Raw genomic sequence first — 17,403 nt, 5'->3', positions numbered from 1 at the left:
TGTAAGGGAACCGATGCTCAGGCTACATCCTGCCCGTTTTGCTGTTTACCTGTTGCCGCTTGCCCTGGTGGCCTGCGGTGACGCTTCCGTTGCTGACGATCCCCGGACTCAGCCCCCTCTGATAAGAACGGCAACCGTCGTCAGTGCGGTCGATGCCTCACGCGCCTTCACCGGCGTTGTGGTTGCCCGTGTGCAAAGCGACCTCGGCTTTCGCGTTGAAGGGAAGATCCTCGAACGCCTGGTCGATACCGGCCAGAACGTTAAGCGCGGTCAGCCATTGATGCGTCTGGATCCGGTTGACTTACGCCTGCAGGCACAGGCTCAGCAACAGACCGTTGCTGCCGCACGGGCGCGGGCAAAACAAGCGACTGATGATGAGGGGCGCTATCGTGGCCTGGTCAAAACGGGCGCTGTGTCAGCCTCGGCCTACGATGGCATCAAAGCGGCGGCAGAGTCGGCCAAAGCTGAACTCAGTGCGGCTCAGGCACAGGCGAATGTGGCACAAAACGCCACCGGCTATGCCGTACTGCTGGCCGATGCTGACGGCGTGGTGATGGAAACGTTGGCTGAACCCGGTCAGGTTGTCAGCGCCGGGCAGCCGGTTGTCCGTCTGGCCAGAGCAGGGCAGCGGGAGGCGGTGGTGCAACTGCCCGAGACGCTACGACCGGCTCCCGGCAGCGAGGCCGCAGCAACGCTGTACGGTGCCGACCAACAGGCCGTTCCTGCGAAACTGCGGCTCCTTTCCGATGCGGCCGATCCGGTCACCCGTACCTTCGAAGCGCGATATGTGCTTGAGGGGACGCTGGCGGCAGCCCCGCTGGGATCCACCGTCACGCTGCATATCAGCGACAATCCGTTACCGCAGCAGATGATGCAGGTTCCTTTGGCCGCACTCTATGATCCGGGAAAAGGGCCGGGAGTCTGGACGATTTCGGGCTCGCCGGCAAAAGTGTCATGGCGGCCGGTTTCAGTCGTGGTATTGGGTGACGATGCGGCAAGCGTGACCGGTTCGCTTAAGCCGGGTGAGCAGGTGGTCGCGCTGGGCGCTCATCTGTTGCATGAGGGTGAAGCCGTGCGCATTGCACAGAACGAGGGCAGCATTGCCGGGAGCCGGCCATGAGGGAAGGGCGATTCAATCTTTCAGCGCTGGCCGTTCGCGAGCGCTCAATCACACTGTTTCTGATTATATTGATTACCGTGGCCGGCATTCTGTCGTTCTTTGAACTGGGGCGCGCTGAGGATCCGCCTTTCACCGTCAAGCAAATGACGATTATTACGGCCTGGCCAGGTGCCACCGCACAGGAAATGCAGGACCAGGTGGCCGAACCGCTTGAAAAGCGGTTGCAGGAACTGAAGTGGTACGACCGCAGTGAAACCTACACCCGCCCCGGTCTGGCTTTTACCCTGCTGTCACTGCAGGACAGCACGCCGCCTTCACAGGTGCAGGAAGAATTTTATCAGGCACGTAAGAAGCTGGGTGATGAGGCCGGTAACCTGCCGGCTGGCGTTACCGGGCCGATGATCAATGATGAATTCTCCGACGTGACCTTTGCGCTTTTTGCCTTAAAGGCAAAAGGCGAACCGCAGCGGCTGCTGGCCCGTGATGCCGAATCGCTGCGCCAGCAGCTTCTGCATGTGCCGGGCGTAAAAAAGGTCAATATCATCGGCGAACAGGCCGAACGTATCTTTGTTTCCTTCTCCCATGACCGACTGGCCACGCTGGGCATTGCCCCTGAAGATATTTTCTCCGCCCTCAACAGTCAGAATCTGCTCACGCCTGCCGGGTCGATTGATACCCAGGGACCGCAGGTCTTTATCCGTCTCGATGGCGCATTCGACAAGCTGGACAAAATCCGTGAAACGCCGATCGTCGCCGGAGGCCGGACCCTGCAACTTTCTGACGTGGCAACCGTTGCGCGTGGTTATCAGGATCCTGCCACCTTCCTGATCCGCAATCAGGGCGAGCCGGCGCTGTTGCTGGGCATCGTTATGCGGGATGGCTGGAACGGCCTGGATCTGGGTAAAGCGCTGGATGCGGAGACGGCAAAAATCAACCACGGCATGCCGCTGGGAATGAGTCTGACCAAGGTCACCGATCAGTCCGTCAACATCAGCTCCGCCGTTGACGAGTTTATGATCAAGTTTTTCGTCGCGCTGCTTGTGGTGATGGTGGTGTGTTTTGTCAGTATGGGGTGGCGCGTGGGGGTAGTGGTGGCTGCCGCGGTGCCGCTGACCCTGGCCATCGTCTTTGTGGTGATGGAGGCATCCGGGAAAAACTTCGACCGGATTACGCTGGGTTCGCTGATTCTGGCGCTGGGTCTGCTGGTCGATGATGCCATTATCGCCATCGAAATGATGGTGGTGAAAATGGAGGAGGGCTACGACCGAATTAAAGCTTCCGCCTATGCCTGGTCTCACACGGCTGCACCAATGCTGGCTGGCACGCTGGTCACCGCCGTCGGTTTTATGCCCAACGGGTTTGCTCAGTCCACCGCCGGTGAATACACCAGCAATATGTTCTGGATCGTCGGGATTGCGCTGATCGCCTCCTGGGTGGTGGCGGTGGTATTTACGCCCTATCTGGGCGTAAAAATGCTGCCGGACATCAAAAAGGTGGAAGGGGGACATGCGGCCATTTACAACACCCGCCATTACAACCGCTTTCGTCGCTTACTGACCCGCGTCATTGCACGCAAGTGGATGGTGGCCGGCAGCGTCATTGCGCTCTTCGCTGTTGCGATAGTCGGCATGGGCGTGGTGAATAAACAATTTTTCCCGACCTCCGATCGCCCGGAAGTACTGGTAGAAGTGCAGATGCCTTATGGCACCTCGATTGAGCAGACCAGCGCCACAACCGCGAAAATCGAAAGCTGGCTTAGAAAGCAGAAAGAGGCACAAATCACCACGTCTTACATCGGACAGGGGCCGCCGCGTTTTTATCTGGCCATGGCGCCAGAACTACCGGATCCGTCATTTGCCAAGATTGTGGTGCTGACCGACAGTCAGGACGCGCGTGAAAAGCTTAAGTTTCGGCTTCGTGACGCCGTAGCAGCGGGGCTGGCGCCCGAAGCGCGCGTGCGGGTGACGCAGCTGGTGTTTGGTCCGTATTCCCCGTATCCGGTGGCCTATCGCGTGATGGGACCGGATCCCGACACCGTGCGCGCCATCGCCGGCAAGGTGGAAGCCGTGATGCAGGCCAGCCCGATGATGAGGACCGTCAATACTGACTGGGGCCCACGCGTGCCGACGCTGCATTTCACACTTGATCAGCATCGCCTGCAGGCGGTGGGACTGACCTCCAATGCGGTGGCGCAACAGCTTCAGTTCCTGCTGTCAGGCGTTCCGCTGACCTCCGTGCGTGAAGACATTCGTTCGGTGCAGGTTATGGCACGCGCGGCAGGCGATATCCGGCTCGATCCGGCAAAAATTGCCGGTTTCACCCTGGTGGGTTCCGCCGGCCAGCGCATTCCGCTTTCTCAAATCGGGGCGGTTGACGTGCGGATGGAAGATCCGCTTCTGCGTCGTCGCGATCGCACCCCGACGATTACCGTGCGCGGCGATATTGCCGAGCACCTGCAGCCGCCGGATGTCTCCACGGCAATCATGACCGCTTTGCAGCCGATCATCGCCCAGCTTCCGGCCGGATACCGCATCGAACAGGCGGGATCGATCGAAGAATCCGGCAAAGCCACCAAAGCGATGGCGCCGCTGTTCCCGATTATGATCGCCATGACGCTGTTGATCATTATCCTGCAGGTCCGCTCGATGTCGGCGATGGTGATGGTATTCCTCACCGCGCCACTGGGGTTGGTAGGGGTAGTGCCCACGCTGCTGCTCTTCCACCAGCCGTTTGGTATCAATGCGCTGGTCGGCCTCATCGCGCTGTCGGGGATTCTGATGCGTAATACGCTGATCCTGATAGGGCAGATCGATCACAACCAACGTGAAGGACTTGCGCCATTTGATGCGGTGGTGGAAGCGACGGTACAACGCGCCCGGCCGGTATTGCTGACCGCGATGGCCGCGATTCTGGCCTTTATTCCCCTGACACACTCCGTATTCTGGGGAACCCTGGCTTATACCCTGATTGGCGGGACATTCGGCGGCACCATCATCACGCTGGTGTTCTTGCCGGCGATGTACGCAATCTGGTTCAAAATTCGCCCCCGCACATCAACGCCTGACGATAAAGAGGTAGTCCTCCATGAACAGTCATAACAACACGCGCATCGTCGTGACCGGCTGCGGCCTGGTCAGCCCTCTGGGATGCGGCACGGAGAAAGTCTGGCAAAGGCTGCTGGAAGGGCGCTCGGGGATTACCCGCCTGTCGCCTGAAATCAGTGAAGGAACCGGCGTTACCGTCGCAGGCCAGGTTCCTTCTCTGTCAGAAGACCCTGAGGCAGGCTACGATCCGGATCGGTTTATCGCCGCCAAAGAACGCAAGAAAATGGACCGTTTCATCGAATTTGCCCTCGTTGCGGCCGAAGAAGCGCTGACGCAGGCCGGCTGGCATCCTGAGGATGACCATCAGCAGCAACGAACCGCCACCATTATCGCCTCCGGCGTGGGCGGGTTTGGTGCCATCGCGGATGCGGTGAGGACGACAGATACCCGAGGTCCGCGCAGGCTATCACCGTTCACTGCGCCCTCATTCCTTGCCAATATGGCGGCTGGCCATGTCTCGATCCGCTATGGTTTCCGGGGACCGCTCGGCGCACCGATCACCGCCTGTGCTGCAGGCGTTCAGGCGATTGGCGATGCGGCCCGGCTAATTCGATGTGGTGAAGCGGATATTGCCCTTTGCGGCGGCACCGAGGCAGCCATCGATCGCGTCACATTGGGCTGTTTTGCCGCTGCGCGCGCGCTCTCAACCGGATTTGCAGATGCACCGGAACAGGCATCACGGCCCTTTGACTGCGATCGCAATGGTTTTGTGATGGCAGAGGGCGCCGGACTTTTGGTGATCGAATCGCTTGAGCATGCGCTGGCGCGCGGCGCGACCCCGCTTGCCGAACTGGTAGGGTATGGCACCAGTGCCGATGCCTGGCATCTGACGGCAGGACCGGAAGACGGCAGCGGTGCCCGGCGGGCAATGGAACTGGCGTTAGGTCAGGCGGGGGTTAAGGCTGACGACATTCAGCATATCAATGCCCATGCCACCTCAACCCCGGTGGGTGATCGGGGCGAACTGGCGGCCATTAAGTCGGTGTTTGGCACAGAATCTGATGTGGCCATCAGCTCGACAAAGTCTGCGACCGGCCATTTGCTGGGCGCAGCGGGCGGGATTGAAGCCATCTTTACCCTGCTGGCACTGCGTGACCAGGTGATTCCACCGACGCTGAATTTGCATCATCCTGATGAGGCCGGAAAAGGACTGAATTTTGTGGCATTAAAAGCCTGTCCAACGGCCATCACCTATGCATTATCAAACGGCTTCGGTTTCGGCGGCGTCAATGCCAGCGTTCTCTTTCGCCGCTGGGAAGACGTCAGTTAATCACTCTGATCCACTGAACTAACCGCGAGTTATTGCGATCGTTTAGCGACGATCGCAATAACACACTCGTCTTGCCGGGAAAGTTGTCTTTTTAAATCGTGGTCAAATTTTTAGCCCCAGGCTGCCAGTCCGGATCTCCCGATCGCGAGACAACCCGGCGCAGAGCGGATCGCACCACCGCGACGTGGAACGGGGTAATGACAAAAAGATAAATTCTGCCAAACCAGCTGTTCACCTTTACGCTGGTTGTTGAACGCAGCATCATCCCGGCGTCGGTAGCATCAAGCGTAAACCAGGCCCTGAAATCCAGATGGCTGTCCAACATTCCCAGCTCTACTTCGTCAGGTGAGGAGTGGATCACCGGGAAGAAGGCGATATGATCGACGTTGCTGTCGTGATGCTTAATCTCTTCGGAGGTTTTGACGCAAAAAGGCGAGACTATCATATCCCGCAATTTCATCAGGCCACGAAACAGGGCCGGCGGCTTTGAAAAGGCAATCTGAGCAAGCCAGTAGGCATCTGCCCGGGTGCCCGCAGGCAAAATAACCCCGTAACAATCAATCAGGTCAGGCGAACTAAAGTGGTTTTTCGCCCGTAATGGCGGAGGTGTAACAAAGACGCCTTTTGATGCTTTATGCATTTCCATGCAGGCCTTCCTTTTAAAGAGATTGTTTAGGATATTAACCGACCCAGTTACGTTTAGCCGCCTCAATTTCCCCCTTATTCTGCTCAACCCACAGCAAAATCGCCTGTAGATGCGGTTCTAACGAGCGTCCAAGGGCGGAGATTTCATAGATCACCGCCACCGGCGACTGGGTCAGTACCGTGCGGGTGATAAATCCATTAGCTTCCAGTCTCCTCAGCGTCTGCGTCAGCGCTTTTTGGGTGATGTCCGGCATCGCACGGCGCAGCGCATTAAAGCGCACGGGTCCATGACAGAGTTCATTAAGGACCAGCAGCGTCCATTTACTGGTTAACTCTTCCAGAATCACCCGACTTGATTCCAGCTGTTGAGGCGTTGATGAAGACATAAGGAAGGATACTCCAGGCTACCTGGTGGCATTCAGGTACCTAATTGCAATCAGGTATAAATAGTATACTAATAAGATCTCTGATAACAAGGAGAGCACTATGACGCTTAATCATCCGCACAATCGCCCCATTTTGGTCTTTGGCAGCACCGGTCAGCAAGGTGGAGCCGTGGCTTCTGCATTATTATCCCGTGGCCTACCGGTCAGGGCATTCGTTCGCGATCTGACCAGCCCCGCCTCCATGAGTCTGGCGGCCGCTGGCGCGCAGTTGGTAAAGGGCGACTTCAACGACGGTGAATCTATCCGCGAAGCACTGCGCGGCGTCTATGGCGTATTCAGCATCCAGCCAAGTTCAGGGCAGGGTGAAGCCTACGGCGTGACGGATGAGCAGGAAATTCGTTACGGCAAGACGATCGCCGATTTCGCCGTCGAGCAACGGGTTCAGCATCTGGTTTACACCTCGGTGAACGCCGCAGGTCAGGGCCCCACCGGGCTGGGGCATTTTGACAGCAAGACCGAGATTGAGAACCATATACGGCAGATGGAAATTCGCTATACGATTATCCGACCAGCGGCCTTTATGGAACTGCTGCTGCTGCCTGGCATGGGGCTGGATCAGGATAAATTCACCTTCTTTGCTCGCCCGGAGCAGGCTTTTCAGCTTATCGCCGTGCAGGACATCGGCAAAATTGTGGTTGAAATTTTTAGCAAGCCGCAACAGTTTGCGGGACGAACCCTCGAGATCGCCGGCGATCGGGTTACCGGGAATGATTTGCAGGCTTTGCTCAGCCAGGCGGCCGGTAAACCTATCCACTATCAGCGTTTCTCCGAGACGCTGCTCAATGAGAATGATTTTCTCAAGCGTCTGGCTGCCGTGATAGACGACGGTCGCTGCGCCGGTCATGCGGATTTGCCGGCGCTGAACCAGGAGTTTGGTCATTTAACCCGACTGCAGGAATGGCTGGCAGGGCCAGGCAAAGAGGCGCTTGCCGCGGCGTTAGTCAATGAGAGTGCCGATATCGCGTTGCGGTAATCCTAAGCGATTAACATTCGGGCCGTGATCCAGGCGGGAGGCAGCATAAATGCCAGCTTCAGCGGTGACATCAGCAACACCTCGACCACGGCAAATGCCGGATGGAGCGGTAATACGCTGGCCGCACCAGCCCTCAGCGGTCTGTCAGGCATAAACAAGGCGACATCATTATCACGCCAGCAGTTGACGGGCAGTGAGAATGTGGCGATCAACTCGCCAGAATGGCGCGATCAACTGCAAAATGCGCTGCAGCAGGTTAACGGCGGCGCGACGCTGGTGGATCGGTCAGAAGCGACAAAAAATCTCACTGACGTTGAAAAGGCACATAATGCCGCCAGTGGCACCAGTGTGCTGCCCGCATCGCTTCACCATTACGCCGCCGCAAACGTCGACACCAGCGCCTATCCGCTACCCTCCAGTGAAAATGGCTACTTCGTTACAGGAGACAGCAAAAGTCCGTACCTGATCACCCTCAACCCAAAACTCAATGGATTGGGGCAACTCGATAGCAGTCTGTTTGGCGATCTCAATGCGCTGTTGGGGAAACAGCCGGGTAGTGCGTTGCAGGAAACGCGTCAGCAATATACCGATGTAAACACCTTCCTCGGTTCGGCCTATCTGCTTGATCGCCTCAACCTGAAACCTGAAAGCGATTACCGCTTCCTCGGCGATGCGGCGTTTGATACGCGTTACGTCAGCAATACCGTGCTTAATCAGACCGGTAGCCGCTATCTGAATGGGATTGGATCCGAGTTGGATCAGATGCAGTACATGATGGATAACGCGGCAGCGGCACAGCAATCACTCGGGCTGCAGTTTGGTATATCTCTGACGGCAGAACAGATCGCGTCACTGGATAAGAGCATTATCTGGTGGGAGTCCGCTTCAGTGAATGGCCAGACAGTACTGGTCCCTAAAGTTTACCTGTCATCCAAAGACGCAGCGATGAATGACGGCAGCGTTATTGCAGGTAATAACGTCACGCTGTCAGGTGGCAATATCACCAACAGTGGCAGCAGCATTACTGCGCAGAACGCCGTAGCGATAGACAGTCAGAATAACATCGACAATCTCAACGCCGGTCTCATTAAAGCGGGCAGTGACCTTCAGCTAGGCGCGTTAAACAATATCAACAACGTCAGCTCAACCATCAGTGGTAAAAAAGTTGCTCTGGAGAGCATTAACGGTGACATCAATAACATCACCGCCAGCTCAATGTGGACGATAGGCGGCAACGGACCGGTGCAGGCAAGCAAGACGCTGATTGGCCAGAAGGCGGCGATTACGTCACAAGATGCGCTCAGTCTGAAGTCCGGCAACGATATAAATATCACTGGTGCCTCACTCAATGCTGGTGGCGATCTGCTGCTCAATGCCGGGCACGACCTCAGTCTCAACAGCATCGCGACCAGCGAAAGCCGCAAAATAGGCAACAAAGAAACGCATAGCTCAGGTGCCGAGCGCACAACGCTTTCCAGCGGCGGCGATCTGACGTTAAGAGCCGGGCAGGATATAACCAGTCAGGCGGCAGCGCTGGCAGCAGAGGGTGATATTGGTCTTCAGGCGGGACGTGATATCTATCTTGATGCGGAAGCGACAACATCCGGCAACAGCGAGCGCGGCAGCAAGAAAACGGTGATCAATGAAACCGTGCGTCAGCAGGGCACTGAAATAGCCAGCGGTGGCAATACTTCGTTAATAGCTGGTCATGACATCAACAGTCAGGCGAGTGATATAACGGCTCAACAGGACATTACATTGCGCGCCGGTAATAACGTAGATCTGGGTACTGCGACAGAGAGCGATTATTACTACAAAGAAGAAACAAAAACCAAAAAAGGTCTGCTCAGCAAGAAGACGACGCATACCATTCAGGAAGACAGTGCAACCAATGAAAAAGGCACTCTGCTAAGCGGGAATAATGTCTCCGTTTCTGCTGGAAATGACCTGCTGGTTAAGGGTTCTCAAGTGGTTGGTGACGGAAAAGTTGACCTAAACGCAGGTAATAACGTTGAGATCGCAGCCGCAACCAACATGGATTCGGCCTGGCGTTTCTCGGAAACCAAAAAAAGCGGTTTGATGGGTACCGGTGGGCTAGGGATTAGCATTGGTAGCAGTAAATCTCTTCACGAGATGAAGCAGAAAGGGACTACGCAAAGTCAAAGCATTAGCACGGTGGGTAGCACCGCCGGGGATGTTTCAATTACGGCTGGTAAGCAACTTCAGGTCAACGGTGCCGATCTTATTGCCGGTGGTAACATGGCACTCCAGGGCGATAGCGTGGCAATCACTCCGGGCCATGACGTGCGGACGCGTGATGAACGGTTTGAACAACGCACGAGTGGCCTTACTCTTGCGCTCTCCGGTGCAGTGGCTGAAGCAGTCAATAGTGCTATTGCCGCAGCGCAGTCTGCAAAGCAGGAGAGTGACGGACGACTTGCCGCATTACAGGCGACAAAAGCGGTACTCTCCGGTGTGCAAGCTAATCAGGGAAGTCAGCTCGCACAGGCAAATGGCGATCCCAACAACGGCATTGGCATCAGTCTGTCACTGACTACTCAACAATCGAAATCACAACAACACCAACAATCAGACACGGTTAGCGGCTCAACGATCAATGCCGGAAAAAATCTCAGTATTGATGCGACCGGTAAAGGAAACGGTGTTAATAGCGGTGACCTGCTGATTGCCGGCAGTCAGCTGAAAGCTGCTGGCGATACCTCCTTACATGCAGCAAACGACATCACACTGGCCGCGGCGTCTAACACGCAACAGACCACCGGAAAGAACAGCAGCAGCGGTGGCGGAGTTGGGATCAGCTTTGGCGTAGGGTCGGGCAGTGCAGGGCTTAGTATCTTTGCCAGCGTCAATGGCGCTAAAGGTCATGAAAAAGGCAATGGTACTGTCTGGAGTGAGACCACTCTGGATAGCGGTGGAGATGTATCTATTACTAGCGGCCGTGATACCACGCTCAGCGGTGCGCAGGTGAATGGCAACAGCGTCAAAGCTGATATTGGGCGTGACCTGACGATGGCCAGCCTTCAGGACAGCGACAATTACGATTCGAAACAAACCAGTTTTGGGGCAGGAGGCAGTTTCACCTTTGGTTCCATGACGGGCTCTGGTTACGTCAACGTCAGTCAGGACAAGATGCACAGCAATTATGACAGTGTGACTGACCAGAGCGGGATTTATGCGGGTAAGGGCGGTTTCGACATTACGGTCGGTAATCACACGCAATTGAACGGCGCCGTAATTGCCAGCCAGGCGGACGCTGATAAAAATCGTCTTGATACCGGTACCCTGGGTTATACCGATATTCATAATGAAGCAGATTATAAAACCGAACATGCGGGAATTGGTATTAGTTCTGGTGCGAGCATGGGGGGGCAGTTTGCGGGCAATATGGCAAATACACTGCTGGCAGGCGCAGGGGGTTCCGGGCATGCAGAAGGAACCACCCAGTCTGCTTTGGCACAGGGCACAATCATTGTTCGTGATAAAGCCAATCAACAGCAGAATGTGGATGACTTGAGCCGTGATACCGAGCATGCTAACGACAGTATCAGTCCGATCTTTAACAAAGAGAAAGAACAAAAACGTCTGCAGACAGCGCAGTTGATAGGTGAGATCGGCGTGCAAGCAATGGATATTGCCAGGACGCAGGGCCAGATAGAAGCCACAAAAGCCGGTAAGGCAGAGCTGGCTGCGAAAGGCGTTAAAGAACCGGGTGAGAATGCCACGAAGGAAGAACGTGCCGCCTGGAATAAAGCCCTGACGGAAACCTCCGGCTATAAAACGGCCCAACAGCAATGGGGAACCGGCAGCGCCATCCAGCAGGGTATCCAGGCGGCGACTGCGGCGGTGCAGGGTCTGGCGGGTGGGAATATCGCTCAGGCAGTCAGCGGCGCGGCGGCGCCTTACCTCGCTGAGCAAATTCATAATATGACCACCACAAAAGGCCCTGACGGTAAGGATGTGGTGAACACACAAGCCAACGTGATGGCTCATGCCGTGGTTGGTGCAGTAACTTCCTGGGCTGCGGGCAACAGCGCATTAGCAGGGGCCTCCGGCGCGGTAATGGGTGAATACATAGCCCAGCAGATGTATCCGGGCGTTGACCGTAAAGACCTGACGGAAGAGCAGCGCCAGACGATAAGCGCGCTGGGGACACTGGCGGCAGGACTTGCCGGTGGCGTTGTTGGTGACAGCACGGCGGATGCGGTTGCGGGGGCGCAGGCGGGTAAAACGTCGCTCGAAAACAACAATCTTATTCTGCCTGCACCAGTGCCTGTACCGGGCGTGCCCGTTGGCCCCGGCGATCAGGTCAAACAGGATGCGGATAAGCAGATAGCTTCCGGCCTGGACGGTTCGCTGAAAGATTTTGGTGAAGCCATAGATAAAGCCACACAGTGTTCATTCGGGCGGGCCTGTTCTGAAGATACTGGCGAAAGCAGCGCAAATCAGCCTAATATTGGAAAGGATCTGACCGATGCAGAGAAGGCTGAACTGAGTGGATCCGGATCCGGAACACCGGGCGGCTGGGAGCCTCAGGATGAGGAGAATGCGCGGAATAATGAGAATAAACAGAATAATAATTTTGATCGTTTCAAAAAAGATGATCTTGTCTCTTCGGCCAATGAGCCAATTAATGAGCAAGGATTATCAGCAGCGGCCAGAGCGTGGGAAAAACATGCAGGTAGACCTGGCGGTGTTTTTGAACCATTAAAAGGTAATCCCGCACAAAAAAGCGAAGCAGCTAATCAGTTTGTAAACGAAGTTTTGAACAATAAAAACACTGTAAAAACAGACCTGTCCAGAGGGGGCGTAGAATACAGACTTCCTGACGGTAGAGGGGTGCGATATAACTCTGATGGTTCATTTTCTGGTTTCTTAGATCCTAAAATGCCGAGATAAAAATATGGATAACAATTTTGAAATAACGTTCTTCAGTGATTCTAAATACGAAAAAATCACAGCAGAGATCTCTTATAAGGATCAAATAGTTTGCCAATTAAACAAAGATAAAGGTCCTGATAATATTGAGATCGAATTCTTCTCAGATGCCAGAATGTTAGCTGAACAGAATGCAATGAAATTTAGTCTGAGCAGCTTTTTGCAGATATTAGAGGAAGCAATGGAAGAATTGAAAGTATCCTAACCAAGATGGAATCCCAGCCCTTACAGCTGGGATTTTACTTTATAACCAGCGAGCTACCTTAGGTCTGCCGACACTCAATCGTCCCTTCCGGGATCTTCCGTGGCCGCTTCTGCGGTGTGCGGGTTCAACCACCTACAGCGCCATCTCGCCGGGTACTATCGAGATACGAAACCCGGACGATCAGCAGCAGGATGTCTTGCAACTCAGTCGGGACACGGCGTCCGCAGAGAATGCGCTAATGGACAGCTTCGATGCGGAAAAAGTGCAGAACAGCCTCACCGCACAGCGCGAGATGGCCGCACTGGCACAGCAGGTCATTACGCAGACGTTCGATTATCTGAAGGAACAGGAGAAGCAAGAGCAGAAGAAAAAGCTTGAGAACGACAGTGAATTCAACAAGCTGACTGACGTTGAAAAAGAAAAAGTGCTGGATAAGGCAGCCGAAGATAAATATGGTATTGGCTCAAAAATGCAGATTGCCGCGCAGGCCATCAGCGGCGTGTTTGCCGGCCTTGCGGGCGGGAACGTAGGCGGGGCTGTCGCAGCCGGTGCGGCTCCACTGCTGGCACAGATGGTGAAGCAGGTTTCGCAAGACAATGAGCCGTTGCGAATTCTGTTGCACACCCTGGCATCGGGGCTTATTGCCAAAGCTCAGGGCGGTAGCGTGGCTGGAGGCGCTGCGGGCGGGTTAACTGCAGGCTTGTTATAACGACGCGCTCAGTAAATTGTTGTTTGGCAGGGAGCCTTCAGAGCTGTCTGCTGATGAAAAAATGCTTATCGCCAATATTGTAACGCTGGCAGGCGCAGCGACAGGCGGAGCAGTGGATGGCAGTGCAGGAATTGGAAGCGGGGCATCTGCAGGCAGGACTGAGGTTGAGAATAACTATCTGAGCAGCAAACAGATAGATGCCTGGTCCGCAGAAATGAAGCAGTGCAAGGCTGGCGGCGGCGACTGCGGCGGCATTGTCACTAAGTATGAAGAACTGAGCACCGCCCAGCAGAAGCAGCTTATCAGCGACTGCGCAACCAGTCCGGCAGCCTGCCAGCAGAAATACGGCGATGTACTGGCCGACAGCATGGCAGTTAAGCAGGCGCTGGATCGGGCGATGGGCGAAGACATCCCGATCAAGATGGTCTACGATCTGACCGCGACCTGGGCACACCAGATGGATGCAGACGGGATCGTTGCCAGCAATAAAGTGTCAGAGCAGATCATGGCGAAATACGGCCTTGATCAGGTTCAGGCCGATATTATTGCGGGTGTGGCGTTAAGTGCGCTGGGTGGGGTGAGTAAGGCTGGTAAAGGTTCTGGTAGCTCTGCAAGCAGCACAGCTAAACCTTCGATTAATCAAGGCCAGCAGAATAAACATGTCCCAGGAACTAATGAATACAAAATAGCGTCTGAAGCTGGATTAAATAAAAGTGTACTCACAGTTCAGCCTGATTCATTGCTTTCAAAATTAGGGACAGGTCAACTGGTCGGTAATACAGCTATTGGAACACCCGGTTCTAAGGAAAGAATTAACTATGGTAAAGTCATTGGGAACTATATAGATCCTCAAACGGGCGTCTCCACACCGACTACCTCCCAGCCCTTACGGCTGGGATTTTATTTTATAACCAGCTAGTTACCTCAGATTGACCGCCATTCAACCATCCCTTCCGGGATCTTACGTGGCCGCTTCTGCGGTGTGGCAACCAATTCAATAAACGCCGCCATCTCCCGCTGTTTATGGGCCGACAGCTTTTTGCAGGCTTTACAAGGCTGTAATCGATTCTAATAAAGGTTGGCGTGTTGATTATGATCCAGACAAAGGCACACATATTAACTTATGGGATTATTCTCAAGGTAAGGGACCAGGAAAAGCGGTTAAGCAGGTCATACCATTTGAGGGTAACGAAAAAGCTTTTGAAACGATATTGAAGCAGCTAAACAGGTAGAGAACATGACTTTATTTGAAGAGTGTCAAGAAGCACTTAGTGCTGATTTTAGTATTGTCGAAGGGCAAGAAAAGAAAGAAGCTCTTGATATTTTTAATAAATACCCCTTTGTAACGGGAGCCATTTCTTGGCCGGAAATTGAATATTCTGATTATGAAGATATTGATGATTTATTGAATATAAGTTTCATGAAAAAATCTGATGTATTTGTTCTTGTTGATGATGCCAATGTTCCTATTTTCAGGGCAAATTTTAGTTTAATCGCTGAAAATATTTATGATGTAACAGCCTTATCACCGAAGTTATTTATTTTTAATAATGAAATCATACTGCAACCTTTATTCCCAACTGAAATTTTCCGTTTGGGAATAAGATCTAAATAAAAGATAATCTGAAAAATTAATCCCGGCCACCGAGCCGGGATCTTTTTACCCGCCGATCATTCCTCAGCCAGCCTGGTGATCAACCAGTTCTTTTAGAAATGGTGATTTTGGTGACTTGGAACGTGTTGAGTTTGAGAGGGGAGATAAGCTCGGGACTGTTGACATTTGGTCTAAAGGCTGGGTGAGCATTGATGTCTATGACAGTGCTTTAGATGCTCAATTAATTAATCTATTGTTAAGCCCCGATGAATTAGAACAACAAAAAGCGGTAGAAAATCTTATATGGATTTTGGAAGTTAATGAATAAATAACATTGCTGTTACTGTCGGAAATAACGGATATATAGTGGGAGCTACTTGCGAGGCTCAGTAAATGAAAATTATAAAATTAATGGCTGATTATCAGTGCCATCCATTATGGGATGTTTCTCCAGAAAACTACGGGGACATATCTCCTGAAGAGTTACTGATAACTTCAGAATTAAAAGATAGGCTTAGAGAATGGGCTGAGCGGTATGATGCGACACTCAATATAAACGATCCGGCTTCGTCTGGTTTTAGAAATGAAGAGGAAGAAAAACGATTTATTGACGATGGTTATAAACTGGCTCGCCTTCTTCAGGAAGAACTTGGAGATCTCTATAAAGTTATTTATCACTCTGAGTATTAATAAACCACGCTACAGGTTCATGTAATGATGGCGGTCACAAAACAAAAGGCTTAGTTGAATCATTAGTTACTGCTTCTGATGAAAATACAGAGCTTTGGAAAGAAATTGAAAGCAACTTACAACCTGAATCGAAAAAAATGTATTAGCATGAAAAAACTTTTGTCATTAATGACATAAAAGATCCCGGCCACATTTTGTCATTACCGCCATGCTGTAGCGGTGGTTGAAAATAACAGCCTGCCTTTTACGTCCCGAAAGCTTACAGACCTTCTTCAGCGTCTTCATGATCTCCGGTTCTGGCGGAGGCGCGGGTAACATTGAATTCAAAAGGTAACTAGGATGAAACACATAGGGTTTTATGGTGGTAGTTCAATCGTTGAACTTGGCTATCCTTCAGATATGGTTGAGTTTATTTATATTTTGAATGAAAATATTAATGATAAGGAAGATGAGTGTTTACTTGAGCAGCTTTATCTCAGATATGTTCATCTTGAGGACTTGGATAAAACTCATTCATTAATAAAAAAATTACGAGTATTTTTACCAAAAGACGTTGAGGAAAGGTTTTTAGAGTATTTCAATGGTATTGAGCATTGCATAAAATCTGCGGAGGGGTTTTATGAAGACTGGAATGTTTATAAGCCAGTAAAAATAGTCGTGACTGATATGCCAGATTTTATGGGGCATCGAGATCGAGCGGTAGAAGAATATGATGCATTATCGTCTGGTGATATTCCATTTTGGCTACGTTAAAATAAGTAATCCCGGCCTTCGTGCCGGGATTTTTACTTTAACGGTCAGCTACCCAATCTTTGCGGTGATCACCCAGGTAAACTCCAGTTATGGTCAATGGGGATCAGGCGCGGTGAGGTGGCGAAGCTTGAGATCCACAGCGCGGACATTCAAAAATGATATCGCTACGTGAAATCTGCAAGGCAAGGGGTGCCACGTCATAAAAGAATTCACGTAGCGACGCCATCGAAAAACGATAAAACGGAGGACATACCAATGCGCATTGTCGTCGTAGCGCCATACGATCAGCAGTGGCCAGTGCAGTATCAAGCAGAACGCGCCAGGTTGGAGGCTGTGCTGAAGTCAGTGATGGTGTCCAGTCATCATATCGGCAGCACATCAGTACTGGGATTGGTGGCGAAGCCGGTGATAGACATTTTGCTGGAAGTCACAGACCTGAGCGAGTTGGATAAATGCAACGTGGCCATGGCTGCGTCAGGTTTTGATGCGCGGGGTGAAAACGGCATTGCCGGCAGAAGATACTTCACCAAAGGCGGAGATCGTCGGAGTCATCAGGTGCATGCGTTTGAGGTGGGTGATGAACAAGTCGTTAAACATCTTGCGTTCAGAGATTATCTGATTGAGAACCCGCAAGTGGCAGAAGCTTACGCGGAGCTGAAACAGAACGCGGCCGCAGTTTGTAGGAATGACATAAAGCGGTATCAGCAGATGAAGACGGATTTCATCATTCATTATCTGAAGCTTGCCATGGAAGAGCCAGAAGCTCGGCAAAAGGCTACCAAAGCCACTGGCGGCTCAAAAGCACAGAATCCCCGTAACGATACCTAGGTTCGCATAATGTATATTATGTTAAATTGCATATTAACCCGCGAATCGCCCATTGATAAATCCCATACCTTCCCTCTATTACTCATCTGGCGGCTAGTCATTGCCAATCT

14 protein-coding genes and 1 pseudogene are annotated in these 17,403 nt (G+C 52.8%); 13 read left to right on the top strand and 2 right to left on the bottom strand.

Annotated elements, in window-relative coordinates; genetic code table 11:
- The first annotated feature begins 13 nt into the window (after nucleotides 1-13).
- From AC0IXH_RS06260 to fabF, 3 genes are read left to right on the top strand one after another with little or no spacing between them, the layout of a single operon-like run.
- Nucleotides 14-1,120 (top strand): efflux RND transporter periplasmic adaptor subunit, encoded by a 1,107-nt coding sequence (locus AC0IXH_RS06260; RefSeq protein WP_471720190.1) that lies wholly within the window; start codon nucleotides 14-16, stop codon nucleotides 1,118-1,120.
- On the top strand, nucleotides 1,117-4,218 hold the full coding sequence (locus tag AC0IXH_RS06255) for an efflux RND transporter permease subunit (RefSeq protein ID WP_471720189.1): 3,102 nt from the start codon (nucleotides 1,117-1,119) through the stop codon (nucleotides 4,216-4,218). Before AC0IXH_RS06260 ends, AC0IXH_RS06255 begins: the two co-directional genes overlap by 4 nt.
- Nucleotides 4,205-5,494 carry a beta-ketoacyl-ACP synthase II gene (gene fabF, locus AC0IXH_RS06250; RefSeq protein WP_471720188.1) on the top strand — a complete coding sequence of 430 codons (1,290 nt, stop codon included), beginning with the start codon at nucleotides 4,205-4,207 and terminating at the stop codon, nucleotides 5,492-5,494. Before AC0IXH_RS06255 ends, fabF begins: the two co-directional genes overlap by 14 nt.
- Before the next feature lie 91 nt (nucleotides 5,495-5,585).
- Here the strand turns inward: fabF and AC0IXH_RS06245 are convergent, their stop codons facing one another.
- Both AC0IXH_RS06245 and AC0IXH_RS06240 read right to left on the bottom strand, forming a co-directional pair.
- On the bottom strand, nucleotides 5,586-6,140 hold the full coding sequence (locus AC0IXH_RS06245; protein WP_013202202.1) for a DUF2867 domain-containing protein: 555 nt from the start codon (nucleotides 6,138-6,140) through the stop codon (nucleotides 5,586-5,588).
- Between the two features lie 34 nt (nucleotides 6,141-6,174).
- Nucleotides 6,175-6,525 carry a winged helix-turn-helix transcriptional regulator gene (locus tag AC0IXH_RS06240; RefSeq protein ID WP_013202203.1) on the bottom strand — a complete coding sequence of 117 codons (351 nt, stop codon included), beginning with the start codon at nucleotides 6,523-6,525 and terminating at the stop codon, nucleotides 6,175-6,177.
- Between the two features lie 100 nt (nucleotides 6,526-6,625).
- Between AC0IXH_RS06240 and AC0IXH_RS06235 the strand changes: the two genes are divergently transcribed.
- From AC0IXH_RS06235 to AC0IXH_RS06190, 10 genes and pseudogenes are all read left to right on the top strand, one after another.
- Nucleotides 6,626-7,558 carry an NmrA/HSCARG family protein gene (locus AC0IXH_RS06235; protein ID WP_471720187.1) on the top strand — a complete coding sequence of 311 codons (933 nt, stop codon included), beginning with the start codon at nucleotides 6,626-6,628 and terminating at the stop codon, nucleotides 7,556-7,558.
- A gap of 15 nt (nucleotides 7,559-7,573) precedes the next feature.
- Nucleotides 7,574-12,475: pseudogene (locus AC0IXH_RS06230) on the top strand (hemagglutinin repeat-containing protein); the annotation flags it as partial.
- Between the two features lie 4 nt (nucleotides 12,476-12,479).
- Nucleotides 12,480-12,719 carry a hypothetical protein gene (locus AC0IXH_RS06225; protein ID WP_013202207.1) on the top strand — a complete coding sequence of 80 codons (240 nt, stop codon included), beginning with the start codon at nucleotides 12,480-12,482 and terminating at the stop codon, nucleotides 12,717-12,719.
- Between the two features lie 196 nt (nucleotides 12,720-12,915).
- Complete coding sequence (locus AC0IXH_RS06220; RefSeq protein ID WP_471720186.1) at nucleotides 12,916-13,428, top strand: hypothetical protein; 513 nt, start codon at nucleotides 12,916-12,918, stop codon at nucleotides 13,426-13,428.
- Between the two features lie 61 nt (nucleotides 13,429-13,489).
- Entirely contained in the window at nucleotides 13,490-14,347 is an 858-nt protein-coding gene (locus tag AC0IXH_RS06215) for a polymorphic toxin type 50 domain-containing protein (protein WP_471720185.1), read from the top strand.
- Nucleotides 14,348-14,665: 318 nt separating this feature from the next.
- Nucleotides 14,666-15,043, top strand: a complete 378-nt coding sequence (locus tag AC0IXH_RS06210; protein ID WP_471720184.1) for a CDI toxin immunity protein — start codon at nucleotides 14,666-14,668, stop codon at nucleotides 15,041-15,043.
- Between the two features lie 115 nt (nucleotides 15,044-15,158).
- On the top strand, nucleotides 15,159-15,350 hold the full coding sequence (locus tag AC0IXH_RS06205; RefSeq protein ID WP_471720183.1) for a hypothetical protein: 192 nt from the start codon (nucleotides 15,159-15,161) through the stop codon (nucleotides 15,348-15,350).
- A 65-nt stretch (nucleotides 15,351-15,415) separates the two neighbouring features.
- Nucleotides 15,416-15,712: a hypothetical protein gene (locus tag AC0IXH_RS06200; RefSeq protein WP_346567287.1), complete on the top strand. Its 297-nt coding sequence runs from the start codon at nucleotides 15,416-15,418 to the stop codon at nucleotides 15,710-15,712.
- A 339-nt stretch (nucleotides 15,713-16,051) separates the two neighbouring features.
- Complete coding sequence (locus tag AC0IXH_RS06195; protein WP_346567289.1) at nucleotides 16,052-16,465, top strand: hypothetical protein; 414 nt, start codon at nucleotides 16,052-16,054, stop codon at nucleotides 16,463-16,465.
- A gap of 255 nt (nucleotides 16,466-16,720) precedes the next feature.
- Nucleotides 16,721-17,293, top strand: coding sequence for a GrpB family protein (locus AC0IXH_RS06190; RefSeq protein WP_471720182.1), 573 nt, complete (start codon nucleotides 16,721-16,723; stop codon nucleotides 17,291-17,293).
- Nucleotides 17,294-17,403: the final 110 nt, after the last annotated feature.

This window comes from Erwinia sp. AC075 (genome assembly GCF_979253995.1).
This window is presented reverse-complemented; position numbering and strand designations above follow the sequence as displayed.